Source organism: Streptomyces luteireticuli (genome assembly GCF_041519305.1).
In the GTDB taxonomy this organism is placed as follows: Bacteria; Actinomycetota; Actinomycetes; order Streptomycetales; family Streptomycetaceae; genus Streptomyces; species Streptomyces luteireticuli.
Window position 1 is genome coordinate 4,768,650 of record NZ_CP167927.1, and the last position, 23,612, is coordinate 4,792,261.

A 23,612-nucleotide genomic window follows, 5' to 3' on the forward strand; every position below is an offset into this window, starting at 1 on the left:
CGCCGCGAGCCGGGTGCGGGGACGGGGGATGCGGCAGGGATCGGACGGTGCGGGGTGCCGCCGGGCCGGGGCGGTGGGCCCGGCGGCACCCGCTCAGACCGCCATGCCGTAGACGATGGTGAAGAGTGTCCCCAGGGAACCGATGATGAACACCCCGGTCAGCCCGGCGACGATGAGCCCCTTGCCCTGCTCGGCGCTGAACGTGTCCCGCAGCGCCGTCGCGCCGATGCGTTGCTTCGCCGCGCCCCAGATCGCGATGGCCAGGCAGAGCAGGATCGATACGGCCATGATGACCTCGATCATCACGCGGGCCTCGCGGCCCAGGTTGGCGAACGGCCCCCAGTTCGGGGCGATTCCACCGATAATGGTGTTGATGTCGCCTTTTCCGGCTGCCAAGAACATGCGTAACTCACCGCCCCTTGAGGGTAGTTGCACCGCCCATGCCGCACGGCAAAGGTCGGTACCTATCTTCGCTGACGCGGCCGCCCTTGTATGTCGACTTGGCGGCATTTTTTGACGAGACCTGCACATGCCGGTGGCACGCGCGCTCCGGGCGCCCCCTGCGGAGGGGCGGGCCGATGTCAGTGGGTAGCCCTATGGTGACTCTGTGTATCACGCACGCCCACGGTGGGCAATGGGCGTGATGGCCGGGGGGTGTACAGATGTTCAAGGAATCGCGCGTTCGGTCGGTAGGCTGTGGGGGCCGTCTCCGCACGCGCCGCGGACCGCGGCCGCCGGGCTGGTTCATCGCGTTCATCGCACTCATCGCCTGGGTCGTCGGGTGCGTCGAGTTCAGGGGTGGTAGGGGTGCTGGTTGCCGAACGCTACCGGTTGGGGGAGCTGCTCGGCCGCGGCGGAATGGGCGAAGTCTGGCGCGGCCAGGACGAGGTGCTCGGCCGTCAGGTGGCGGTGAAGCTGCTCCTCGGCGACGACGGCGAGGACTCCGCGGCCCAGCGCTTCCGCCTGGAGGCGCAGACCGCCGCCCGTCTGAATCACCCTCAAGTGGTCGGCGTCTACGACTTCGGCTCCTGGGAGGGCCGCTTCTACCTGGTCATGGAGCTGGTGGACGGGCCGAGCCTGGCCCAGCAGCTGGCCGCCCGGGGCCCGCTCTCCCCGGCCGGCGTCGCGGACATCGCCGCCCAGTCGGCGGCGGGCCTGGCGGCGGCCCACCGGCAGGGGGTGGTCCACCGCGACATCAAGCCGGGCAACCTGATGCTGGACCGCAGCGGGACGCTGAAGATCGGCGACTTCGGCATCGCCCGCTTCGTCGACGAGACCTCGGCCCAGCTCACCCGCGCCGGCCAGATCGTCGGCACGAGCACCTATCTCGCCCCGGAGCGTGCGCTGGGGCGCGTGGCGGGCCCGGCGTCGGACGTCTACGCGCTGGGGTGCGTGCTCTACCACTTGTTGGTCGGGCAGCCGCCGTTCTGGGCCGAGAGCCCCACTTCGCTCCTCTACCTCCATGTCGACTCGCCTCCCGTGCCGCCCCGGCAGCACCGGGCCGACGTGCCGTACGCGCTCGACGCCTATCTGCTGCGGATGCTCGCCAAGGAGCCGGAGGCGCGGCCGAGTGCGCAGGAGGTGGCGGACTGGTTCGCGGGTCCGTCGTGGCGCGACGGTCAATCCTCGGCGCCGAACGGCCAGTTCTCGGCGCCGATGGGCGCGATGCCCCCGGCCCCGATCCCGGCCCCGGTCCCGGCCTCGGCACCCATGGGCGCCATGCCGCAGTCCGGAGCGGTGCCGCCGGTGCCCGCCGGACCGCCGTCCGTGCCGCCCCGGCCGCCGGCCGCGCCCGGGGCCCTGGTCCACCAGGAGAGCGTCACGACGTACGCGCTCCCCGGCTCGCCCGCCACGCGCACCTCCGCCGCGCTGCCCGGGCGGCGCCGGGACGGGGGCGGGAGCCGGGGCAAGGGCCCGGCCGGGCGCGTGCGTTCGCCGAAGACGCTGGCCGGCGCGGTCGCCGGGGCGGTGGCCTTCGCGGTGGCGGCGGTCATCGGCGCCTCGGTCTTCACCTCGGACGGCGACGACGACGGGGGCGGCCGCCGCGAGGACCGCCAGTCGGAGGAGATGAACGAGGTGGCGCCCCGGGAGAGCGGTGGCGCGGACGGCGTGGGCCACATGACCCCCACGGCCGGTCCCCGGCACGGGAAGGGCGGGCACGGCGGCCACGGCACCGGAAGCGGGTGACGCGGCCGGTGCCGGCAGGGGCTCAGCCCTCGCGGCCCGCCGGTTCCTCCTCCTCGTCGATCCCCTCGACGAAGTGGTCGAACTCGCCCGCCTTCACGCCGAGGACGAACGCGTCCCACTTGCGCTCCGTCGTGATGACGACCTTCTCGGGGTGGAGATTCTCCCGCAGGTACACCTGCCCTTCGCCGTCGAAGGCGACCTCCAGGTATTCGGGCCGGGCCGGATCGTCCGTCGCCGGGATCCAGTCGAGGCCCTCCGGCACACGCGGTGGCACGGTGTTCCCCTTCGTGGGCTGTCGGTTGTCGGGAACTCACGATAGAGGAACGAATGGGTGCTCAACCCGCAAAGATCTGACGCTATTTGGTCAGAGAGTGGATGTAAGTGATGTGACCGAGAACGTTTTTGCAGGGAGGAGGGACGGACGATGGCCGCGAACAGCAGGCTCACCGTCGCCGTGCACATCCTCGCGCGGATGGCCCTGGCGCACGGCAGCGGCCGGGAGGTGGTGACCTCGGAGCAGATAGCCGAGAGCGTCAACACCAACCCCGTGGTCATCCGGCGCAGCCTGGGGGTGCTCCGCAGAGCGGGGCTGGTCGCGGTCCGGCACGGCTCCGGGGCCGGCTGGTGGCTGGCCCGTGCGGCGGACGAGATCAGCCTGCTGGACGTCTACCGGGCCCTGGAGGACGAGCCGTTGTTCGGTCTGCACCGGTCCGAGCCCAGCCGGGAGTGCCCGGTCGGCGCGGGTATACGGCCCGCGCTCCGGCTGGCCTACGGCGAGGCGGAGGAGGCCGCGCGGAGCGCGCTCGCGCGGACGTCGGTCGGTGACGTGCTCCGGGAGTCCCTGGCCCGGCCCGCCTGACCCGGACGCGCCGGCGTCGTCGAAGGACCACCGGTGCCGGGGACGTCCTGCGAGCGGCCCCTGAGCCGGCGGAGCATCCGTGCGTCCTGGAAGCCGACCGCCCGGGCCGCCGACTCGACGGTCGCCCCCTGGACGATCAGGTGCTCGGCGCGTTCGAGGCGCAGCTCCTGCTGGTAGCGGAGCGGCGTCAGGCCCGTCGCGCCGGTGAAGTGCCGGGTGAGGGTGCGCTCGCTCAGCCCGACCGCCGCCGCGAGGTCCGCCAGCGGCAGGGTGGAGGTGTAGCCGGCGTCGATCAGGTCCTGGACGTGGTGCACGGCGTCGCTGAGGTGGGAGCGGTGCCTGAGCATCGCGGACTGCTGGCGGTCGTCGCCGTTGCGGCGCGCGTAGACGACCATCTCGCGGGCGGCCCGGGCCGCGGTCGCCGCCCCGTGGCGCACGGCGATCAGATGGAGTGCCAGGTCGATCCCGCTCGCGATGCCGGCCGAGGTGATGACCCGGCCGTCGGTCACGAACAGCACGTCCCGGACCACCTGCGCCCTGGGGTAGCGGCGCGCCAGTTCGTCCTGTACGTCGTGGTGCGTGGTGCAGCGGCGGCCGTCGAGCAGCCCGGCCCGGCCCAGCGCGTCCGCCCCCGCGCACACGCTGGCCACCGTGCCGCCCGCGGCGTGGTGTGCCACGAGCCGGTCGAGGGTCTCCCGGGTGAGGGCGCCGTTCCCGCGCAGCGTGCGCGCCCGCCACCCCGGCACCACGATCAGGTCCTCCGGCGTCAGCCGGGGCCACCGGGTCCCCGCCCGGAGGGTGATGCCCTGGGCCGTGGGGACGTCCTCCTGCTCGGCCACGTAGCGGATCTCGTACCCGTGCCCGAAGTCGGCCGCGGTCGAGAACACCTGCGCGGGCCCGGCCAGGTCCAGCAGGTGCAGCTGCGGTACGAGCAGGAAGACGACGCGGGTCACGATCCGGTCAGTTCCCTTCGGTGCCGTCCTGCGTCGGTTCGGCCTGCGTCAGTTCGTCCGTGGTGGCGATCCGTGCGAAGCGGCCCGCCAGCGCGTACTCGGTGCGGGCGGTGATCGCGTCGGTGGTCAGCGTACGCGGGTCCGCGAGGATCTCCTCCAGGGTCCGGCCCGCGGGGGCGTCCCGGTGCTCGATGGGGTGCGTGGCGGTCGCGTCCGTCACGAACGTCACGTCGTAGCCGAGGTCGGAGGCGAAGCGCGCGGTGGTCTCGCAGCACTGCTCCGTGCGGATGCCGCTGATCAGCACCTCACGGGTGCCGAGCTGGGTCAGCTGCTGCTGGAGGTTGGTGGTGGTGAAGGCGTTGTGCGAGGTCTTGGTGAGGACGGGTTCGCCGGCTGCCGGCTCCAGCCCCTCGATGGGCCGGTTGAATCCCCGCTCGGGGTCGAAGACGGTGCCGGTGCCCGGCTCCGAGTGGAGGATCCAGACGACGAGTTCGCCCTTCGCCCGCTGGGCGGCGACCAGCCGGTTCACGTTCCGGACGAGGTCGGGGTTGGAGGTGGCCGCCCAGTTGGCCCGCTGCCGGAAGGACTCCTGGACGTCGATGACGATCAGGGCGCTGTTGCTGGTGGTGTTCGCGTTGTTCATGACTTCATCCTGGGGGCCGGGGAGGGCCTCGGATAAGGCCTGATCATGTCCCGGTGCGGAACGATCCGGTCAGGGCGTGGAGGGTGTCCTGAAGCGGCTGCGACGGAGGGCTCCGTGTCGACTTCCGGGCCAGGCGTGGTGGTCTGCGGGGGCGGGGGGCCGTAGCGTGGCGAGGCGTAACAACCCGAGCAACCCGAGCAATTCATGCAAAGCATGCAATTCATGCAAAGCATGTGAATCGTGCCGACGAGACACTCCTGTGGAGCGGACATGCGAGGTTGGGGAGCAGGAACAGCGGTTCTGATCGGTGCCGGAGCGGTGCTGGCCTCGGCGGCCCTCCCGGCCGCCGCGGTAGAGAAGGCGCCCGTGGAGAGGAGCCGGGCGGTGGTCGTCGTCGACTGTGCGCGGAATCCGCAGGTCCGTCCGGGTTCGTACATGATCGCCTGCGGTGACGGGAACAACGCGCTCGCTTCCCTGCGCTGGTCGCAGTGGAACCGATCAGGGGCTGTCGGTGCGGGCCGGAATCTGGTCAACGACTGTATTCCCGCATGCAGTTCCGGTCATTTCCACTCGTACCCGGTCTCCGTCCGTCTCGACCGGGCCCGACCATGGGCCGGGCACCACGGTCGGTCGCACTTCACCCGCCTGTCCGTCACGTACACCTCGGCACGGCCGCCCCACGCGCCCCGTACGGAGACGTTCGACGTGTGACCTGGGGAGGGTGTCCTCCCGTACGGCTAGAGTTCCGACGCGTGGAAGCGCTACGTCCCCAGGATCCCGGCAGCATCGGCCCTCACATACTTCTCGCCCGCCTGGGCAGCGGGGGCATGGGGCAGGTGTACCTCGGACGTTCCCCCGGCGGGCGGCAGTTGGCCATCAAGGTCATCCGTGATGATTTCGCCCAGAACGCCGAGGCGCTGGCGCGCTTCCGCCGCGAGGTGGAGACGGTGCGGGCGGTGCGCAGCGCCTACACCGCCAACCTGGTCGACGCCTCGCTGGAGGCGGCGTCCTGCTGGCTGGCGACGGAGTACGTGCCCGGGCCGACGCTCACTCAAGTGGTGGGCGAACGCGGGGCGCTGCCGGTGGACACCTGCTTCCGGCTCTTCGCCGCGCTGGCGGAGGCGCTGTCGCACGTGCACGGGCACGGCGTCACCCATCGGGACCTGAAGCCGCACAACATCATCCTGTCGCCGGTCGGTCCGAAGCTGATCGACTTCGGCATCGCGCGGGGGGCCGGGCAGACGGCGCTCACGCAGACCGGGACGGCGCCGGGGACGCCCGGCTACACCGCGCCGGAGGTCATCACCCGGAACGAAGTGTCCCCTGCCGCCGACGTGTTCGCGCTGGGCGCGACGATGGCCGTCGTGGCGACGGGGCGGCCGCCGTACGGCGAGGGCTCGATGGAGTCGGTGACGTACCGGGTGGTGCACGGCGAGATCGACGTGGACGGGGTCGAGCCGGCGCTGGCGGAGCTGATACGGGCGTGCGTGGCGGCGGATCCGGCGGTGCGGCCGGTGCCGGCGCGGATCATCGAACGGTGCGGGGTGACGTCGTCGCTCGTCGACGATCCGGTGTACGGGCCGTTGGCGGAGCTGGGGGAGCGGGCGCCGAGGGATCTGCCGGCGGCGGTGGCGGCGGGGTTCGTGCCGGCGCCGTCGCCGGTGGCGTACTCGCCGACGTACTCGCCGACGTATGTGCCGGGCGCGGCGTCTGCGGCGCGGCCGAAGCGGCGCAGGGGCGTGTACCTGGCGGTGGGGGCGGGAGCGGTGGCCCTCGGGGTGGCGCTCGGGCTGGTGTTGACGCTGCCGGACGGGGGCGAGGAGCGGGACGCCGCGGCCGGCCCGGTATCCGGTGCGACGCCCGGACCGTCGGGCGCGGCCCCGAAGGGGCCGAAGGAGCCGCCCTCCTACATCAGGGAGACGGACGCGAACCGTGACGTCTGGCGGCACAAGGAGGGTGGCTACCCCTTCGAGGGCAGCTGCGGGGCTCAGGAGCCGTCGGGGGAGCGGCTGTCCTTCCAGACGTCGATCGCCACCGCGGACGACGACCCCGAGGTCGCCCCGGGCAAGGTGAGGATCGGCTTCCGGACGAGATTCCCGGACCCGAAGGCGGAGAGGCCGTACTACCTCTCGGTGGGCGTCAAGTCCCCGCACCAGATCGACGAACAGACCGGCAAGCCGTCGCGGTTCCAGGGGAACATCGGGAATATCGGCATCGGTTACACCAGCAAGCCGATCGATTTCTTCCGCGACGACCCGAAGAATTGGACCTATCTGACGTTTCCCGACGACTTCCGGTCCGTCGGTGCGGAAGTCCGGAAGGTCGATTTCCCGGTGGCGAACGACCCGGGCGACTGGACGGTGAACTTCTACCACGTGAGGGCGCCCAAGCAGTACACGAGCGTCCTGTGCGCCGGGTTCGCGGTCCGGTAGTGGCGCCCGTGCGTCGGCAGCGCGGTGAATGCGCCCCCATCGGCGCCCCCCGTCACCCTGTGCGTACCTACAATCCACCGTCAATTACGGGTACATGACGGGCCGCTGGGGGAGAATCGCGGGGTGCGGAAGTGGTGGGTGGGCGCTGGAGTCGGCATCGGGCTGTGCCTGGGCCTGCTCGGGCTGCTCTTCTTCGCCGTGTTCACCGCCGCGCTGAACCTCGGCGGGGCCGCCGGAGGTGCCGTGGGGCTGGCGAAGGGCGCGGTGCCCGTCGCGTATCAGCCTCTGATCGAGAAGTGGGGCAATCTGTGCCCCGCCCTCTCGCCTCCGCTGCTGGCCGCGCAGCTCTACACCGAGAGCAACTGGAAGCCGGACGCCAGGAGTCCGGCCGGGGCGCTGGGGCTCGCGCAGTTCATCCCGGAGACGTGGGCGCGCTATGGAGTGGACGCCAACGGGGATGGCAAACCGGACATATGGGAACCGGCTGATGCCATCGCCTCGGCGGCCACCTACGACTGTGCGTTGTCGAAGGACGTCAAGGGCGTGCCCGGTGACGCGACCGACAACATGCTCGCCGCGTACAACGCCGGTCCGTACCGCGTCATCCAGGCCTCCGGCATCCCCCGCATCTCCGAAACCCAGGGCTACGTCAAATCCATCCGCGACCTGGAGAAGAGCTTCGCCCGCCCCGTCGGCCGCGTCGCGCCCTCCCAGCAGGCCGCCGGGGCCATCTACTTCGCCCAGGAGCAGCTCGGCAAGCCCTACCTCTGGGGTGGTGAGGGCACCAAGGAGGACGGCGGGCGGTTCGACTGCTCGGGGCTGACCAAGGCCTCGTACGCGTCCGTCGGCATCGAGCTGCCCCGCGTCGCCAACGACCAGTGGAACGCCGGGCCGCATCCCAAACGGGACGAACTGATGCCGGGGGACCTGGTCTTCTTCGCACACAACCTCAACGACCCGCGTTCCATCCACCACGTGGGTCTGTACGTGGGGGGCGGATACATGATCAACGCGCCCCACACCGGCGCCGTGAACCGGTTCGACAAAATCGACACACCGGACTACATCGGCGCCACCCGCGTGACGGATGCGGGGGCGAAAGCGTTGCCCAGGCCGAACGGCGTGTGAACCCCGGGCCTCCTGCACCGTCCCTGGTCACCCTTGGATAACGTCCTGGTGATCATTGGGTGGAGAGCGGAACGCCGGGTCGGAGCGGCGCGTTCCATGGGGGTGGGAAAACCGCGCCCCCGTCAGGGGCGCACGGACCACGGGGGTTTGGCAGCTGCACCGAGCTACAGGCGACAGATAAGGGGGCAACCAGATGCCCGGACCCGGACTCGAGGCGGTCCGACCCCTGGCCGACGCCACTCTGGCGAACGCCGGAGGAGGATCGTCGGGCCCCGACGTCGGCCTGCTCTACGAGATCAACGGCCTGGCGAAGGACGCCCCCGGCTGGTTCGACCGCGCCATGGAGTTCGTCGGCGAGTACGGGATCGTGCTCGGTCTCGGGGTGCTGATGCTCTGCGCGTGGTGGAGCGTGCGGCGCGGGCCGGACGCGACGGGGGGCGTGACGGCGCTGCTGTGGGCGCCGCTCGCGGCGGGGATCGCGCTGCTGGTGAACGTCCCGATCCGGGGCTTCGTACGGCGGCCCCGGCCGTTCCTGGAGCACCAGGGGCTGGACGTGCTGGTGCGGGGGAAGACGGACTTCTCGTTCGTGAGCGACCACGCGACGCTGACGATGGCGCTGGGCGTCGGGCTCTTCGTGGCGCACCGGAAGTACGGGCTGGTGGGGATCGGGCTGGCGTTCCTGGAGGGGTTCTGCCGGGTCTTCATGGGAGTGCACTACCCGACGGACGTGGTGGGCGGGCTGGCGCTCGGCACGGCCGTGGTGCTGTTGCTGGCGCCGCTGGCGATGATGGGGCTGACGCCGTTGACGCTGTGGGTCGGTGGCACGCGGATGGGGTGGCTGGTGCGGTCACGGCGGCCCGTGCCGGTCGCCCTCGCCGGCCCGGAGCATGTGGCGGGCCAGCAGGCGCGCCATCGTGACAACGGGCTGGCGGCGTAGGGGGGCCAGGGGCAACCCCCCTACGGCAGCGCCCTACAGCGCCTGCGGGAACGCGAACACCCGCCCCGGGTCGTACTGACGCTTCAGCTTGGTCAGGCGCGGCGCCGCGTCCCCGTAGTACGCCTTCCGCCAGTCCTTCAGGCCCGCGTCCGCGTAGTTCTGGTACGCCGCCCCGGACGCGTACCGGCGCATCGCCGTGTGGATCCCGTCCAGCCACGCCACCTGGGCGGCGCCTGTCGCGGCCGGCGACCAGGACGTCAGGTACTGGGCGAGGAACCGCGACCGGCGGTGCACGAACGCCGTGTCCAGCGGCTTGACGCGGTTGACCGCCCCGCCGAGGGCCGTGAGCTGGATCGAACCGCCGCCGGGACCCCCGCGCTTGGCGAAGCGTTCGGTCTGGTCGAGGAGGGTGCGGATGCCGGCCGCGTTCAGCGAGCGGTCGTAGAAGTCGGAGCGGGCCGCGTACGTCTCGCGGCCGAGCTTGCCGGCGCGGTCGCGGCCGGGGGTGCGGCCCGGCAGGTGGGACTGGGCCAGGGTCAGATCGGCGCAGCCGGCGTAGCGGCGCATGCCGTCCAGGTACGAGCGGCTGCGCACGGAGATGTTCGCCTTGCCGCCGCCGACCTTCGCGGCCAGCTTGTCGAGCGCGTTGGCCAGGTCGCCCTTGGTGCCGAGGGAGTAGGCGGCGACGGCGATGCGCGGGGTGCCGTGGTAGGCGACGGAGAGGTCGCAGGCGGACCAGATCTCGTCCGGCTGGCCCGGCCCCCACTCCTGCCAGGCGCGGATGACGTCGGCGGCCTTGGCCCAGGGCCAGGAGACGTAGCCGCTGACGCCGTCGCCCACCCGCCGCGTGCGGAAGCGGAGTTCGGTGACGACGCCGAAGTTGCCGTTGCCCGCGCCGCGCAGGGCCCAGAACAGGTCGGGGTTGCGCTTGGCGTCGCAGTCGAGGACCTTGCCGTCGGCGGTGACCAGGGTCGCGCCGGTGAGGCTGTCGCAGGTCATGCCGTACGCGCGGGAGAGGACGCCGTGGCCGCCGCCGAGGGTGACGCCGGAGATGCCGACGGTGGGGCAGGAGCCGGCGGGGACGGTGACGCCGTGCGCGGCCAGGCCGGTGTAGACGTCGATGAGTTTGGCGCCGGCGCCGACGACGGCGGCGGACGAGCCGGTCGTGCGGACGGTCCTCAGCCGCGAGACGTCGATGACGAGGCGGCCGTTGCCGCTCGACCAACCCGCGTAGCTGTGGCCGCCGTTGCGTATGGACACGGGTATGGAGAAGCGGCGGGCGAAGGCGAGGCAGGAGGCGACGTCCGCGGTGCCCGCGACGTAGGCGACGCCGGCGGGCCGCTGGCCGTCGAAGCGGGTGTTGTAGAGCTGCCGCGCGGTGGAGTAGTCGGCGTCACCGGGGCGGACGACGCCGCCCTTGAGGCCCTTGCCGAGGGCGGTCCAGTCGCTGTCGCGGGCCTTGGCGGACGGGCGTGGGGCCGGGGCCGCCACGGAGGTTCCCGTTCCGGCGGCCCATGCCGTCGTCAGTCCCGTCGCCGCCGCTGCCGTCAGCAGAGTGCGCCTGTTCAAGGCCATGTTCGCCCCCGGTGGTACCTGTGATCCCCATCTGACTGATGGAACAGATGTCCGGAAGGTGGGGAGCGGTTCCCCGGATTCTCTGGAATCCCCCAGGATTTCCCGGGATTTCTTGGGTTTTCCCTTATTTCGACGCTAGTCCGATGTGCCGGTCCGTGCGAGGTGGGCGTCCGCGTCGCTGCGGGCCAGCGAACGGGCCCGGCGCGCGGGACCGAGCCAGCCGCAGGTGCAGCGGGCGGAGCAGAAGGAGCCCCGTTCGCCGGTCGTGATCAGGTGGACGCCGCCGGAGGGCGCGGGGTGCGTATCGGACACACCACCACGCTACCGGCCGTGACGGCGGCCCGGACGCGGTCGTTGGAAGGAACAAGGTTCCACCCGGAGGGGGCTGACGGCCATGGCGGCGCAGGGGCACAGACGCAGGGCCGCCGTGGCCACGGCGGTGGCGGGCGGGCTCGCCCTCGGGCTGCTGGTGAGCGGCTGCGGCGAGCAGGAGCCGGGCGAGGAGGTCCAGGACGGGTCCGTGGGCGGCGGCGGGGAGGCCCGCTGGGCGGTGCGGACGACCGACGCGGTGCGTCCGTCCCGCGCGGTCGAGGCGATGCGGCGGGTGTCGGGGGCGCTCGCGCGGACGGGCGGCGCACGGGTGCGGACGTCCATGGAGACGGAGAGCGGCGGCACCCGGCTGACGATCCTGGGCCGCGGGGCGTACGACTTCGCCCGGCCCGTCGGCAGGCTGACGGTGCTGGTGCCGCAGGACGCGCGGGGCGCCGCCGAGCACCGGCCGATCACCGAGGTGTTCACCCCCGGGGCGCTCTATATGAAGAACCGCGGCGCGGGCGTCCCGACCGACAAATGGGTACGTCTCGACACCGCCGCGCTCGCCGACGGCGACCTGCTCACCAGCGGCGCCACCGATCCGCTCGCCGCGGCCGAACTCCTGGGCGGGGCACGGGAGGTGACCTCCATGCGCGACGAGGGGCTGGACGGCGTGCCGGTGCGGCACTTCTGGGGGACGGTCGACCTCACCGAGGCCGCGCGCCGGGCGCCCGCGCGGGACCGGGCGGCGCTGGCCGCGGCGGCGAAGGGATTCTCCGCCGGGACCGTCGCCTTCGACGCCTTCCTCGACGAGGAGGGGCTGCCGCGGCTGCTGCGCTACCGGTTCGGGGTCGACGGCGCCGACGGCGGGCGGTCCGGCGCCGACGCGGGGAAACGGACGACCGTGGTCTCCACGGTCGAACTGTCCTCCTTCGGATTCGCGCCCGACATCCGGCTCCCGGAATCCGCCGATATCTATGCGGGGAGGGTTCGTTCACCGCGGAAATAACGCGGCCCGGAGTGGTTGGCCATGGAAATGGTCCTTCTGTGTCATGCCCGGGATCTGTGCCGGTCCCTAACCTGGGGACCGGGCCCTCCCCCGGAGGGGTACCGCCACGACGCAAGACCCGAGGAGGTGAATCACGTGGTTGCGCGGCGCGGTTCGTCGGCCGGTCCGGATCCCGTGGCCCTCATCGAGATCGATCTCTACGGGGAGTTGATGATCGCCGCGACGGGTGCGGCGGAGGAGCGGCTGAGCCCGGACCGCATCGACGAGGTGCTCAGGGTCGTCCGCTTCCGGCGGCCCGGTCCGTCCGGGGACGCCGACATCTGAGACGCCGGCATCTGGGACGCCGGCATCTGGGACGCCGGCATCTGGGACGCCGGCCGGCGTCCGGACCGCCCCGGGTCTCCCCGGGGCGGCATCGCGGGCGCGGGGGCCGTCAGGAGCGCAGCAGCCGGGCGATGGCCGCGGTGGCCTCGGCGACCTTGGTGTCGATCTCGTCGCCGCCCTTGACCGCGGCGTCGGCGACGCAGTGCCGCAGGTGCTCCTGGAGGAGCTGGAGGGCGAAGGACTGGAGCGCCTTGGTGCCCGCCGAGACCTGGGTGAGTATGTCGATGCAGTAGACGTCCTCCTCGACCATGCGCTGGAGGCCGCGGATCTGCCCCTCGATCCTGCGCAGGCGCTTGAGGTGCAGGTCCTTCTGCTTGCTGTAGCCGTGCGGGCCGTGGTTGTGACCCTTGTCGCTCCCGGTCCCGGTGTGGCAGGTCTCCGCGGCGGGTTCGCCGGCGCCGGCCGCTGTGGTGTCCGTGGTCGTCATGGCGTCCTCCGTGGCGGTGCTCGGTGGTGGTGCTCCGGTGTCCGATCCGGGGCCCCATCCCTCATCGGCATACCCCCACCGGGTATATCGTACCGAAATTCGCCGGTGCGGACCGGCGCGGGCCGCCGGGGAAGGGGCCGTGAGGCCGTACCGGCTTGGTGAGCACTCTGCCCGATGGGCGACACTGAGGGAATGCCAGTTAGCTGTGGCCCGATGATGCGCCTAGCATCAACGAGACCGAATCCGCTGCACCCCGAGGATCCCACGTGCGCTTTCGTCTGACCCCCAGGGAGACGAGCTTCTACGACATGTTCGCCGCGTCCGCGGACAACATCGTCACGGGCTCCAAGCTCCTGATGGAACTGCTCGGTGCGGAGCCGTCCGCCCGAGCCGAGATCGCCGAGCGGATGCGGGCAGCGGAGCACGCCGGGGACGACGCGACGCACGCGATCTTCCACCAGCTGAATTCCTCGTTCATCACGCCGTTCGACCGCGAGGACATCTACGCCCTCGCGTCGTCGCTCGACGACATCATGGACTTCATGGAGGAGGCCGTCGACCTGGTCGTCCTCTACCAGATCGAGGACCTGCCCAAGGGCGTCGAGCAGCAGATCGAGGTCCTGGCGCGGGCGGCCGAGCTCACGGCCGAGGCGATGCCGAACCTGCGCACGATGACCAACCTCACCGAGTACTGGATCGAGGTGAACCGCCTGGAGAACCAGGCGGACCAGATCCACCGCAAGCTGCTCGCCCACCTCTTCAACGGCAAGTACGACGCCATCGAGGTGCTCAAGCTCAAGCAGATCGTGGACGTGCTGGAAGAGGCGGCGGACGCGTTCGAGCACGTGGCGAACACGGTCGAGACCATCGCGGTCAAGGAGTCCTGACCCCCGGTGGATACGTTTGCACTTGTCGTGACCATCGCGGTCGCGCTCGGATTCACCTATACGAACGGCTTCCACGACTCCGCGAACGCCATCGCGACCTCGGTCTCCACGCGGGCGCTGACCCCGCGCGCGGCCCTGGCGATGGCGGCGGTGATGAACCTCGCCGGTGCCTTCCTGGGCAGCGGGGTCGCGAAGACCGTCAGTGAGGGCCTGATCGAGACGCCGGTGGGCGACAAGGGGATGGGCATCCTCTTCGCGGCCCTGATCGGCGCCATCGCCTGGAACCTGATCACCTGGTACTTCGGCCTGCCCTCGTCCTCTTCGCACGCCCTGTTCGGCGGCATGGTGGGCGCGGCGCTCGCGGGCGGCACGACCGTCATCTGGTCGGGCGTCATCGAGAAGATCGTCATCCCGATGTTCCTCTCGCCGTTCGTCGGCCTGATCCTCGGCTATCTGGTGATGGTCGCGATCATGTGGATGTTCCGCCGGGCCAACCCGCACAAGGCGAAGCGCGGCTTCCGGATCGCCCAGACGGTGTCGGCCGCCGGCATGGCGCTCGGTCACGGTCTGCAGGACGCCCAGAAGACCATGGGCATCGTGGTGATGGCCCTGGTCATCGGCGATGTGCAGGGCAAGGGCGACGCGATCCCGGTCTGGGTGAAGATCGCCTGTGCGCTGATGCTGTCGCTGGGCACGTACGCGGGCGGCTGGCGCATCATGCGCACGCTGGGGCGGAAGATCATCGAGCTGGATCCGCCGCAGGGCTTCGCGGCGGAGACGACCGGTGCGTCCGTCATGTTCACGACCGCGTTTATGTTCCACGCGCCGATCTCCACGACGCATGTCATCACGTCGGCGATCATGGGTGTCGGGGCGACGAAGCGGGTGAACGCGGTGCGGTGGGGTGTCGCGAAGAACATCATCCTCGGGTGGTTCATCACGATGCCGGCTGCGGCGCTTGTCGCTGCGCTGGCCTTCTGGGGTGTGAACCTCGCCTTCGGCTGACGTGTTCGGCTGATGCCTTGGGGCCCGCTCCCGGTGTACGCACCGGGGGCGGGCCCTTTTGCCTCGCGGCGGCACCGCCATGCAGCGTCGCGAGGCGGCTTGCGGTGTCGGGTCGGGTGCGGGCCGGTGGTCGGGTTGTGCCCACCCTCCCCCAGCTACCGCTGGGAGGTGCCCCCAGCCCTGCGGAACGCCTGCCCGCAACCTCCGACTACCCGAAGCGGCCCGAGATGTAGTCCTCCGTGGCCTGGACCGACGGGTTGGAGAAGATGCGCTCCGTGTCGTCGATCTCGACCAGTTCGCCCGGCTGTCCGACCCCGGCGAGGTTGAAGAAGGCCGTGCGGTCGGAGACCCGGGCCGCCTGCTGCATGTTGTGGGTCACGATCACGATCGTGAAGCGTTCCTTCAGCTCCCCGATGAGGTCCTCGATGGCGAGGGTGGAGATCGGGTCGAGGGCGGAGCAGGGCTCGTCCATGAGCAGGACCTGGGGCTCCACGGCTATCGCGCGGGCGATGCACAGCCGCTGCTGCTGGCCGCCGGAGAGGCCGGCGCCCGGCTTGTGGAGCCGGTCCTTGACCTCCTTCCAGAGGTTCGCGCCCTTGAGTGACTTCTTGACGATCGCGTCGAGGTCGGACTTGCGCAGGCGGCCGCCGTTGAGGCGGACGCCGGCCACGACGTTCTCGTAGATGGACATGGTCGGGAACGGGTTCGGCCGCTGGAAGACCATGCCCACCGTGCGGCGGACGGAGACGGGGTCCACGCCCGGCCCGTAGAGGTTCTCGTCGTCGAGCAGCACCTTGCCCTCGACGCGGCCGCCGGGGGTGACCTCGTGCATCCGGTTCAGGGTGCGCAGGAAGGTGGACTTGCCGCAGCCGGACGGGCCGATGAAGGCGGTCACCGAGCACGGCTCGACGGTCATCGAGATGTCGTCGATGGCCTTGTGGGTGCCGTAGTAGGCGGAGAGGCCGCTGACGTCGATTCGCTTGGCCATGGGGATCGTGCCTCTTTCAGCGGGTGTTCTTCGGGGCCTTCCAGCGGGCGATGCCGCGGGCCACCAGGTTGAGGATCATGACGAAGGCGATCAGGACGAGGGCCGCCGCCCAGGCGCGGTCGTAGCTGGCGTCGTTGCCGGCCGCCCACTGCTCGTAGATGTAGTAGGGCAGGGAGGACTGCGCGCCGTCGAAGGGGTTGTTGTTGATCACCTGCGAGCCGAAGACCAGCAGGACGATCGGTGCGGTCTCGCCGGCGATGCGGGCGACGGCGAGCATGACGCCGGTGGCGATGCCGCCGATGGCGGTGGGCAGGACGACCTTGAGGATCGTCCGCCACTTGGGCACCCCGAGGGCGAGGGACGCCTCGCGCAGCTCGTTGGGGACGAGCTTGAGCATCTCCTCGGTGGAGCGGACCACCACCGGCATCATCAGGATCGCGAGCGCCATCGCCCCGGCGAAGCCGGAGTAGCCGAAGTCCAGCATGATGATCCAGAAGCTGAGGACGAACAGGCCGGCGACGATCGAGGGGACGCCGGTCATGACGTCCACGAAGAAGGTCACGGCCTTGGCGAGCCGTCCGCGCCCGTACTCCACCAGGTAGACCGCGGTGAGCAGGCCCACCGGGGCCGCGATGGCGGTGGCGAGGCCGACCTGCTCCAGGGTGCCGATGATGGCGTGGTAGACGCCGCCGCCCGGCTGGATGGTCAGCACCCCGGCCATCGAGTGGGACAGGAAGCCCCCGTCGAGGACCTTCGTCCCGCGGGCGACGGTCTCCCAGATCAGCGAGACGAGCGGGACGACCGCGACCAGGAAGCAGGTCCACACCAGGCTGGTGGCGAGGCGGTCCTTGGCCTGCCGGAAGCCCTCGACGCGGGCCGTCAGCGCGTACGTCAGGGCGACGAAGAGCAGGGCGGCCAGCAGGCCCCACTGGAAGCGGCTGCTCAGCCCGGCCCCGAGGCCTATGCCGCAGCCGACGGCCGCCGACAGGGCCGCGATCGCGGCCGGGGCCCAGCGGGGCAGCCGGGGCCGGTGCAGGGTGGCGGACGGGGGGACCGCGTCGGCCGGCACGCGCCGGCGCAGGGTCACGTCGCTCATGCCGAGTACTCCTTGCGGCGCGCGATGATCATCCGGGCCGCGCCGTTGACCAGCAGGGTCAGGACGAACAGGACGAGGCCGGAGGCGATCAGCGCGTCCTTGCCGGTCTCGCCGGACTCCTTGAAGCTGCTCGCGATGTTCTGGGCGAACGTGCCGCCGCCCGGGTCGAGCAGGCTCTTGGAGATCAGGAAGCTGGGGGAGAGGACCGTCGCGACGGCCATCGTCTCGCCGAGCGCACGGCCCAGGCCCAGCATCGAGGCACTGATGACGCCGGAGCGGCCGAAGGGGAGCACCGACATCCGGATGACCTCCCAGCGGGTCGCGCCGAGCGCCAGCGCGGCCTCCTCGTGCATCTTCGGGGCCTGCAGGAAGACCTCGCGGCTGACGCTGGTGACGATCGGCAGGATCATGATCGCCAGCAGGATGCCGATGGTGAACAGCGAGCGCGCGGCGCCGTCGTGGTAGGCGAGGACGCCCGTCCAGCCGAACCAGTCGTCCAGCCAGGAGTAGAGGCCGCCCAGGTGCGGGACCAGGAACAGGGCGCCCCACAGGCCGTAGACGATCGAGGGCACGGCGGCCAGCAGGTCGATGACGTACGACAGCGGCGCGGCCAGCTTGCGCGGCGCGTAGTGCGAGATGAAGAGCGCGATGCCGATGGCGACCGGCACGGCGAGCACCATCGCGATCAGCGAGCTGACGACCGTGCCGAAGGCCAGGACCGCGATGCCGAACACCGGCGGCTCGGCGTTGGCGTTCCACTCGAAGGTCGTGAAGAAGTTGCCGTGGTCCTCCGAGATCGCGTGCGTGGCGCGGACGGTGAGGAAGACCGCGATGGCGGCCATGATCACCAGGAGGAGGATTCCGGAGCCCCGGGAGAGGCCGAGGAAGATCCGGTCGCCGGGGCGGGCGGCGGCCTTGGCGGTGCGCCCGGTGGCGGTGGGTGGTTCTGCTGAAGTCTTTATGTCCATGTCGTCCACGGGAGTCTCCGGTCTGCGGGGGCCGGGCGCGGCCCCGGTGCGGCGGTGCACCGGACGGCACGGCCGGCCGGGGCCCGGAGGGGGAGCTCCGGGGCGGGGCCGGCCGTACGGTTCAGGAGAGGCTCGCGACGTTCTCGCGGACCTTCTTGGCGATCTCGGCCGGGAGCGGGGCGTAGCCGAGGCCCTTGAGCACCGACTGGCCCTCCTCGCTCGCGACATAGGTCAGGAAGGACTTGGTGGCGGGCAGGGTCTCGGCCTTGTTGCCCTTGTCGCCGACGATCTCGTACGTCACCAGGGTCAGCGGGTAGGCGCCCTCGGCCTTGGTGGTGTAGTTGAGCTTGAGGGCGAGGTCCTTGCCCTGGCCGGTGATCTTCGCCTCGGCGATGGCCTTGGAGGCGTTGTCGGAGCTGGCCTCGACCGGGGCGGACGCGCCGGTGTTCAGCTTGACCGTCTTGATGCTGCTCGCCGTGGCGTAGGACAGCTCGAAGTAGGAGATGGCGCCCGAGGTCTGCTTGACCTGGGAGGAGACGCCGGCCGAACCGTCCGCCGCCTGGCCGCCCTTGGGGGCCCAGGCCTTGGCGGGGGCGTAGGGCCACGACTTGTCGGCGGCGGCCTTGAGGTACTTGGTGAAGTTGTCCGTGGTGCCCGACTCGTCGGAGCGGTGGAACGCCTGGATCTTCAGGTCGGGGAGCTTGGCGTCCTTGTTGAGCTTGGCGATCGCCTCGTCGTTCCACTTCTCGATCTTGCCGTCGAAGATCTTGGCGAGGGTGTCCGCGTCGAGCACCAGGTTGTCCACGCCCGGGACGTTGTAGCCGATGGCGATGGGGCCGCCGACCATGGGGAGGTTGATGCCCTGGCCGCCCTTGACGACGTCCTTGGACTTGGCGACCTCCTCCGGCTTCAGCGGCGAGTCGGAGCCCGCGAAGGCGGTCTTGCCCTGCAGGAACTCCTGGATGCCGGCGCCGGAGCCGGTGGCCTTGTAGTTGATCTGGATGTCCTTGCAGGCGGCCATGAAGTTCTTGACCCACAGGTCCATGGCGTTCTTCTGCGCGGACGAACCCGAGGCCAGCAGCTGGCCCTTGCCGTCGCACTTGACGTTGGAGGCGGCCTTGGAGGAGCCGGAGCCGCCGGAGCCGCCGCCGCTGTTGTCGTCGGAGCCGCACGCCGTGAGGACCAGGGCGCCGGAGACGGCGATGGCGCCGAAGGCGACGGCCCGGAGCCGGTTCTTGCGCTGAAGCTTCACTGTTCGGGAGTTCCTTCCGATGGCCGCCGCAGGGGCGGCGTGCGAGAGGTGGGTGCGGTGCCGGGAGTTTCCACAGCGCGGTCACGCGGTGGTGGTGACCGTGCAGCCCCTGTTCCACGGCCGAAATTAAGCAGATCAGGTGAAGCCGTCGAAGGGGTGGAGTGAACGCGCGGTGAACCTAGGCCATCAGTGCGGTGTTGCCGAACGGATCTCGCCAGAACGGGATTCCGGCCAAGTGTGATACAGGTCTCTGTTGGTTTTGTGATGCTCGTGACACGATCCGTTCCGCGCGTTACGGCAGGTAAAGCCGTGGGGGACGAGTCACGGAGGTGTCCGGTGGGGCGGAACGGCGGGGCCATGGACGACATGGGCAGGGGCGCTGACGCCGAGTACAGGGGCGTACGGAGAACGCCGCGCGCCCGGCACGTACTCGTCGCCACCGCGCTCGTCTGCGCCGCCATGGCGGCCGTGCCCCAGGCCGCGTGGGCCGATCCGGCGCCGCCGCAGCGCAGCCTGGAGGACGTCCGCAAGGAGGTGGAGTCCCTCTACCGCAAGGCCGAGGCGGCCACCGACGCGTACAACGCCGCCGACGAACAGGCCAAGCTCCAGGAGAAGAACGCCTCCGATCTGGCCGGGAAGGCCGCCGCCGCCGAGAAGCGGCGGCAGGAGATCGAGGACCGCATCGGCGAGCTGGCCCGCTCCCAGTACCGCACCGGCGGCCTGGCCCCGTCCGCCCGGCTGTTCCTGGCCGCCTCGCCCGAGGACTTCCTCGCCTCGCTCGACTCGACCCGCCGCGGCCAGGACGCCACCCGCCGGCTGCTCGCCGAGACCGAGTCGGTCAAGGAGGAGCTCGACCGGTACGCGAAGGCGGCCGACGAGCGCTGGAAGCGGCTCAAGGAGGAGCGGAAGAAGAAGGAGGACGCGAAGAAGGAGATCGAGGCCCGGCTCGACGCCGCCAAGAAGCTCGAATCGCGTCTGGAGGCCACGGAGCGCGAGCGGCTGAAGAAGCTGGAGGAGGAGAAGGCCCGCCAGGCCCAGCAGCAGTGGCTCGCCTCCGACGCGGTCAAGGGCCTCTCCCTCAAGGACTCCACCGGTTCGGCCACCGACGCGGGCCGGCGCGCGGTCGAGTTCGCGACCGCACAGATAGGCAAGAACTACGTGTGGGGCGCGGTCGGCCCCGACACCTACGACTGCTCGGGCCTCACCTCCCGGGCCTGGGCCACGGCCGGGCGCCCGATACCGCGCACCTCGCAGGAGCAGTGGCAGCAGCTCCCCAGGGTCGAGGTCAAGGACATGCGGCCCGGGGACCTGATCATCTACTTCTCGGACGCCAGCCATGTGGCGATGTACATCGGCGACGGCACGATGGTGCACGCACCCCGGCCCGGGCGGCAGGTGACGCTCGCGGGGGCCGGCTCGATGCCGATCCTCGGGGTGGTCCGGCCGGGCTGATCCCGGCGGTCGCGGGTCGCCGAGGTCCGGGACGCGCGTCGCACAACGGAGTTGAGGCGCGCGTCACGTAACCCCCGTCACTCGTGCTCCAGAACACCCTCCAGACGCCTGTGCTCGGCGTGACGTATCTCATGGAGCATTCCTTCCTCCCCGCCCCAAAAACACCATTGGCAACGGCATATGACAGAGGCGGGTGGCTCCGTACCATTCCGTTCGCCCGCGCCCTCCCGCTACTGTCACGTCGGGTGCCGCTCCTCGGGGAGCCGCCTCGGGGGGCACCTCCCGGCAGCCGCCGGGAGAGGAAGGAAACCGACGTGATGCCCGTAACCGCACCCGGTCCCGCGGAGACCTCCGCAGGGCCGCCCGACGGCGGGCTGACCCTGCTGGTCATCGAGGACGACCCGGCGGGGTCGCTCTCCGTGCCCGAACCGGCCGACGCGACGACGGCCGGCAAACCCGTCCGCATCCGCACCGCCCGCAACCTCACCGAGGCCGAGCGGCTGCTCACCGACGACGTCCACTGCGTCCTGCTCGACCTCGACCTGCCCGCCGCGGACGGCGCGCCCGACGGGCTGGAGGCCCTGCGCCATGTGCTGCGCCTGGCCCCGCGCCACGCCGTGCTCGCGCTGACCTCCGGGAACGACACCGAGCGCGCCGCCGAGGCCGTGCGCGTCGGCGCACAGGACTACCTCCACCGCGGCGAACTCGACGGCCCGGTGCTCAGCCGCGCCGTCCGCTACGCCGTCGAGCGCAAGCGCGCCGACCTCGCCCAGCGGCAGCTCACCGAGACCCGGCTGCGCGCCCAGGAGAACGCCCGGCTGGAGCGCGGGCTGCTGCCCAACCCCCTGCTCGCCGGCTCGGAGTTGCGCTTCGCCGCCCGCTACCGGCCGGGCCGCAGCCGCGCCCTGCTCGGCGGCGACTTCTACGACACGGTGCGCAGCCCCGACGGCACCGTGCGCGTGATGATCGGCGACGTCTGCGGCCATGGCCCCGACGAGGCGGCCCTCGGCGTCGAACTCCGCATCGCCTGGCGGGCGTTGACCTTCGCCGGGCTGGGCGGCGAGGAGCTGCTCGGCACGCTGGAGGAAGTGCTGGAGCACGAGCGCGCCGACCACGAGATCTTCGCGACGCTGTGCATGCTGGAGATCGCGCCCGACGGCCGCTCCGCCGGGCTGTACCTGGCCGGGCACCCGGCCCCGCTGCTCACCCGCGGCGGCGAGCCGCCCTGCCTGCTGCCGCAGGACGGCGGCCCGGCTCTCGGTCTGCTCGCCGGGGCGCGCTGGCCCCGCCTGGACATCGGACTCGGCGATTCCTGGAGCCTGTTGATGTACACCGACGGCCTGATAGAGGGCCGGGTGGGCGCGGGCGCGCGGCGGCTCGGCCAGGAGGGGATGGTCGAGATGATCACCCGCCGGATGAAGGAGGGCCTGGCCGGCGAGGAGCTCCTCGACGCCGCCGTCGCCGAGGTACGCGCCCTGAACGGCGGGGAGTTGACGGACGACCTGGCCGTCCTGCTGCTCGACCGCCGCTGAATTCCCTTACCTGCCGCCGTTGTACGGCCCGTACGGACCGTCCGAGCTGGAGCCGCGGCGGCGCGGTCCGCGGCCGGAGACCTGCTTGAGCGCCGGGCGCACGTCCACGAAGTAGACGATCGTGGCGACCAGGCCCAGGATCGGCAGGAAGCTCAGGACGCCGAGGAAGAAGTTCACGGCGACCGTGATGCCGAGGATGATCAGCCAGAAGCCCTTGTTCTGCTTGCCCGCGGCCCGGTACGCGTCGTCCCGGTGGACGGCCGCGTTGACGAAGGCGGCCATCGCGAAGACCAGGAGGCCGAGGGAGATCCAGCCCCAGATCATGGTGAAGCCCTGTACCAGCATCGCCGCCCACCTCTTGTCGTCCGCGGTCAGCCTCCTGCTGCCCACCGTACCCGTCGTACCCGGGGAACGGTCCGGACACCGATGAGGTGCCCGGACCGTTTTCGCCGGGTGCTTCCGCCGGGGCCTTCCGCCGGGCGTCTCCGCCGTTACGAGGCGTCGTCCGCCTTGGCCGTCTCGGTCTTGCGGGCTGTTGTGCGGCGCGGGGCGGCCTTCTTGGGCGCCTCCTTCGTGTCCTCCGCCGCCTTGGCCTCCTCGGCCTCCTTCGCGTCCTCCGCGGCCGCCTGCTCCCGGGGCTCGGTGGCCACCGGGATCTCCGCGGCCCCCTTGCCCTCCGGCTGCTCGCCGCTCCAGGTCTTCACGGCCTCCCGGCCGCGCTCGGCCAGCTTGTCGAAGGCCTCGCCGCCCTTCGCGGCGAGCCCGACGGCCTGGCCGACGCCCTGCAGCGCCAGGTCCTGCACGGTCTGGCCGAACTTCTTGAAGTCCCCGTCCAGGGTCCCCACGAACTGGCCGACCTTGGTGGTGACCCGGTCCTGGGCCTCCTTGGCGCCCTTGCTCACCCGGTCGCCCAGGGCCTTGGGGTCCGTACGGCGCAGCTGCTCGAACCGGGCGGGGGCGTCGGCGACGACCTGCCCGAGCTTCTCGGCGGCGAGGTCGGCGGCCCCGGCCGCGGCGTAGGCGGTGTCGGTGGCCGCCTTGCGGATGTCCTGGGTGATGGCCATGCGATGGGTCTCCCGTCTCGCGGACCGGCTGCCACGGGGGTCAGCCGGAGGGCTTGCTGTCGTCGTTGTCCTTCGACGACCCGTTCTCCCTGCGGAACGAGTCGTAGATCTCCAGCAGAATCTGCTTCTGCCGTTCGGTGATCGAGGGATCGGCGAGGATCGCGCTGCGGACCTCCGCCTCCTCCCGGCTCCGCTCGTCGAGGATCCCGGCCTGCACGTACAGCGTCTCCGCGGAGATCCGCAGCGCCTTGGCCAGCTGCTGGAGGATCTCGGCGCTCGGCTTGCGCAGACCGCGCTCGATCTGGCTGAGGTACGGGTTGGACACGCCCGCCGCGTCGGCGAGTTGACGCAGCGTCAGCTGCGCGTTGCGCCGCTGCTCGCGCAGGTACTCGCCGAGGTTGCCGACATTGAGCGATGCCATGCCGCCGATGCTGCCGCACGTTGCTAACTTTTGCAAGCGGGTGCTTGCTTTGGTTTATGCGGGGCTTATGGCCGTCGGCTGAGTCGTGACACGCTGGTTGG

26 protein-coding genes are annotated in these 23,612 nt (G+C 71.2%); 12 read left to right on the forward strand and 14 right to left on the reverse strand.

All coding sequences use genetic code 11. The annotated features are described in order from the left end of the window. Window positions 1-93 precede the first annotated feature (93 nt). Window positions 94-402, reverse strand: coding sequence for a hypothetical protein (locus tag AB8735_RS21310; RefSeq protein WP_344026158.1), 309 nt, complete (start codon window positions 400-402; stop codon window positions 94-96). A gap of 405 nt (window positions 403-807) precedes the next feature. Between AB8735_RS21310 and AB8735_RS21315 the strand changes: the two genes are divergently transcribed. Then, window positions 808-2,187 carry a serine/threonine-protein kinase gene (locus AB8735_RS21315; RefSeq protein ID WP_372408803.1) on the forward strand — a complete coding sequence of 460 codons (1,380 nt, stop codon included), beginning with the start codon at window positions 808-810 and terminating at the stop codon, window positions 2,185-2,187. A gap of 22 nt (window positions 2,188-2,209) precedes the next feature. Here the strand turns inward: AB8735_RS21315 and AB8735_RS21320 are convergent, their stop codons facing one another. After that, window positions 2,210-2,461, reverse strand: coding sequence for a DUF397 domain-containing protein (locus AB8735_RS21320; RefSeq protein WP_344026156.1), 252 nt, complete (start codon window positions 2,459-2,461; stop codon window positions 2,210-2,212). A 150-nt stretch (window positions 2,462-2,611) separates the two neighbouring features. Here AB8735_RS21320 and AB8735_RS21325 point away from each other — a divergent pair, with 150 nt between their 5' ends. Continuing rightward, window positions 2,612-3,046 (forward strand): Rrf2 family transcriptional regulator, encoded by a 435-nt coding sequence (locus tag AB8735_RS21325; RefSeq protein ID WP_344026154.1) that lies wholly within the window; start codon window positions 2,612-2,614, stop codon window positions 3,044-3,046. Here the strand turns inward: AB8735_RS21325 and AB8735_RS21330 are convergent. Both AB8735_RS21330 and AB8735_RS21335 read right to left on the reverse strand, forming a co-directional pair. Further along, window positions 2,956-3,999, reverse strand: a complete 1,044-nt coding sequence (locus AB8735_RS21330) for a GlxA family transcriptional regulator (protein ID WP_372408804.1) — start codon at window positions 3,997-3,999, stop codon at window positions 2,956-2,958. The genes AB8735_RS21325 and AB8735_RS21330 overlap by 91 nt on opposite strands. A gap of 7 nt (window positions 4,000-4,006) precedes the next feature. Further along, window positions 4,007-4,642 (reverse strand): cysteine hydrolase family protein, encoded by a 636-nt coding sequence (locus tag AB8735_RS21335; protein ID WP_372408805.1) that lies wholly within the window; start codon window positions 4,640-4,642, stop codon window positions 4,007-4,009. Between the two features lie 270 nt (window positions 4,643-4,912). Between AB8735_RS21335 and AB8735_RS21340 the strand changes: the two genes are divergently transcribed. From AB8735_RS21340 to AB8735_RS21355, 4 genes are all read left to right on the forward strand, one after another. Beyond that, window positions 4,913-5,353 (forward strand): hypothetical protein, encoded by a 441-nt coding sequence (locus AB8735_RS21340; protein ID WP_372408806.1) that lies wholly within the window; start codon window positions 4,913-4,915, stop codon window positions 5,351-5,353. A 41-nt stretch (window positions 5,354-5,394) separates the two neighbouring features. Beyond that, window positions 5,395-7,074, forward strand: a complete 1,680-nt coding sequence (locus AB8735_RS21345) for a protein kinase (RefSeq protein WP_372408807.1) — start codon at window positions 5,395-5,397, stop codon at window positions 7,072-7,074. Between the two features lie 123 nt (window positions 7,075-7,197). Beyond that, window positions 7,198-8,202, forward strand: coding sequence for a bifunctional lytic transglycosylase/C40 family peptidase (locus tag AB8735_RS21350; protein ID WP_344026146.1), 1,005 nt, complete (start codon window positions 7,198-7,200; stop codon window positions 8,200-8,202). 193 nt (window positions 8,203-8,395) lie between these two features. Beyond that, entirely contained in the window at window positions 8,396-9,139 is a 744-nt protein-coding gene (locus AB8735_RS21355; protein WP_344026144.1) for a phosphatase PAP2 family protein, read from the forward strand. A gap of 33 nt (window positions 9,140-9,172) precedes the next feature. On the opposite strand, the gene AB8735_RS21360 is transcribed toward AB8735_RS21355, so the two are convergent. Continuing rightward, complete coding sequence (locus AB8735_RS21360; protein WP_372408808.1) at window positions 9,173-10,714, reverse strand: FAD-binding oxidoreductase; 1,542 nt, start codon at window positions 10,712-10,714, stop codon at window positions 9,173-9,175. 135 nt (window positions 10,715-10,849) lie between these two features. Then, window positions 10,850-11,026, reverse strand: coding sequence for a hypothetical protein (locus AB8735_RS21365; protein ID WP_344026140.1), 177 nt, complete (start codon window positions 11,024-11,026; stop codon window positions 10,850-10,852). Between the two features lie 82 nt (window positions 11,027-11,108). Here AB8735_RS21365 and AB8735_RS21370 point away from each other — a divergent pair, with 82 nt between their 5' ends. Both AB8735_RS21370 and AB8735_RS21375 read left to right on the forward strand, forming a co-directional pair. Continuing rightward, complete coding sequence (locus AB8735_RS21370) at window positions 11,109-12,035, forward strand: hypothetical protein (RefSeq protein ID WP_372408809.1); 927 nt, start codon at window positions 11,109-11,111, stop codon at window positions 12,033-12,035. A 135-nt stretch (window positions 12,036-12,170) separates the two neighbouring features. Next, the gene (locus tag AB8735_RS21375) at window positions 12,171-12,359 is read left to right on the forward strand and encodes a hypothetical protein (protein ID WP_344026136.1); all 189 of its coding nucleotides are present in this window, start codon (window positions 12,171-12,173) and stop codon (window positions 12,357-12,359) included. Between the two features lie 109 nt (window positions 12,360-12,468). On the opposite strand, the gene AB8735_RS21380 is transcribed toward AB8735_RS21375, so the two are convergent. Next, on the reverse strand, window positions 12,469-12,846 hold the full coding sequence (locus AB8735_RS21380; RefSeq protein WP_372408810.1) for a metal-sensitive transcriptional regulator: 378 nt from the start codon (window positions 12,844-12,846) through the stop codon (window positions 12,469-12,471). 266 nt (window positions 12,847-13,112) lie between these two features. On the opposite strand from AB8735_RS21380, the gene AB8735_RS21385 reads away from it, so the two are divergent. Both AB8735_RS21385 and AB8735_RS21390 read left to right on the forward strand, forming a co-directional pair. Then, entirely contained in the window at window positions 13,113-13,733 is a 621-nt protein-coding gene (locus tag AB8735_RS21385; RefSeq protein ID WP_049716407.1) for a DUF47 domain-containing protein, read from the forward strand. Between the two features lie 6 nt (window positions 13,734-13,739). Then, on the forward strand, window positions 13,740-14,738 hold the full coding sequence (locus tag AB8735_RS21390; RefSeq protein ID WP_372408811.1) for an anion permease: 999 nt from the start codon (window positions 13,740-13,742) through the stop codon (window positions 14,736-14,738). Window positions 14,739-14,946: 208 nt separating this feature from the next. Here the strand turns inward: AB8735_RS21390 and pstB are convergent, their stop codons facing one another. The 4 genes from pstB to pstS form a co-directional block, all read right to left on the reverse strand. Further along, complete coding sequence (gene pstB / locus AB8735_RS21395) at window positions 14,947-15,726, reverse strand: phosphate ABC transporter ATP-binding protein PstB (RefSeq protein WP_372408812.1); 780 nt, start codon at window positions 15,724-15,726, stop codon at window positions 14,947-14,949. 16 nt (window positions 15,727-15,742) lie between these two features. Next, entirely contained in the window at window positions 15,743-16,822 is a 1,080-nt protein-coding gene (gene pstA, locus AB8735_RS21400) for a phosphate ABC transporter permease PstA (protein WP_344026127.1), read from the reverse strand. Further along, the gene (pstC, locus tag AB8735_RS21405; RefSeq protein WP_344026125.1) at window positions 16,819-17,790 is read right to left on the reverse strand and encodes a phosphate ABC transporter permease subunit PstC; all 972 of its coding nucleotides are present in this window, start codon (window positions 17,788-17,790) and stop codon (window positions 16,819-16,821) included. Before pstC ends, pstA begins: the two co-directional genes overlap by 4 nt. Window positions 17,791-17,911: 121 nt before the next feature. Continuing rightward, complete coding sequence (gene pstS, locus AB8735_RS21410) at window positions 17,912-19,042, reverse strand: phosphate ABC transporter substrate-binding protein PstS (protein ID WP_344026123.1); 1,131 nt, start codon at window positions 19,040-19,042, stop codon at window positions 17,912-17,914. A 366-nt stretch (window positions 19,043-19,408) separates the two neighbouring features. On the opposite strand from pstS, the gene AB8735_RS21415 reads away from it, so the two are divergent. Together AB8735_RS21415 and AB8735_RS21420 are read left to right on the forward strand one after the other, a co-directional pair. Then, window positions 19,409-20,494, forward strand: a complete 1,086-nt coding sequence (locus AB8735_RS21415) for an NlpC/P60 family protein (protein WP_344026121.1) — start codon at window positions 19,409-19,411, stop codon at window positions 20,492-20,494. Between the two features lie 317 nt (window positions 20,495-20,811). After that, window positions 20,812-22,026, forward strand: coding sequence for a PP2C family protein-serine/threonine phosphatase (locus tag AB8735_RS21420; protein WP_372408813.1), 1,215 nt, complete (start codon window positions 20,812-20,814; stop codon window positions 22,024-22,026). Between the two features lie 6 nt (window positions 22,027-22,032). Here AB8735_RS21420 and AB8735_RS21425 read toward each other — a convergent pair whose 3' ends face one another. The 3 genes from AB8735_RS21425 to AB8735_RS21435 all read right to left on the reverse strand — a co-directional run bounded on the left by AB8735_RS21425 (window position 22,033) and on the right by AB8735_RS21435 (window position 23,511). Beyond that, window positions 22,033-22,371 (reverse strand): DUF2516 family protein, encoded by a 339-nt coding sequence (locus tag AB8735_RS21425; RefSeq protein ID WP_372411885.1) that lies wholly within the window; start codon window positions 22,369-22,371, stop codon window positions 22,033-22,035. A 146-nt stretch (window positions 22,372-22,517) separates the two neighbouring features. After that, window positions 22,518-23,090, reverse strand: coding sequence for a hypothetical protein (locus AB8735_RS21430; RefSeq protein ID WP_344026117.1), 573 nt, complete (start codon window positions 23,088-23,090; stop codon window positions 22,518-22,520). 40 nt (window positions 23,091-23,130) lie between these two features. Beyond that, window positions 23,131-23,511, reverse strand: a complete 381-nt coding sequence (locus AB8735_RS21435; protein WP_344026115.1) for a helix-turn-helix transcriptional regulator — start codon at window positions 23,509-23,511, stop codon at window positions 23,131-23,133. Window positions 23,512-23,612: the final 101 nt, after the last annotated feature.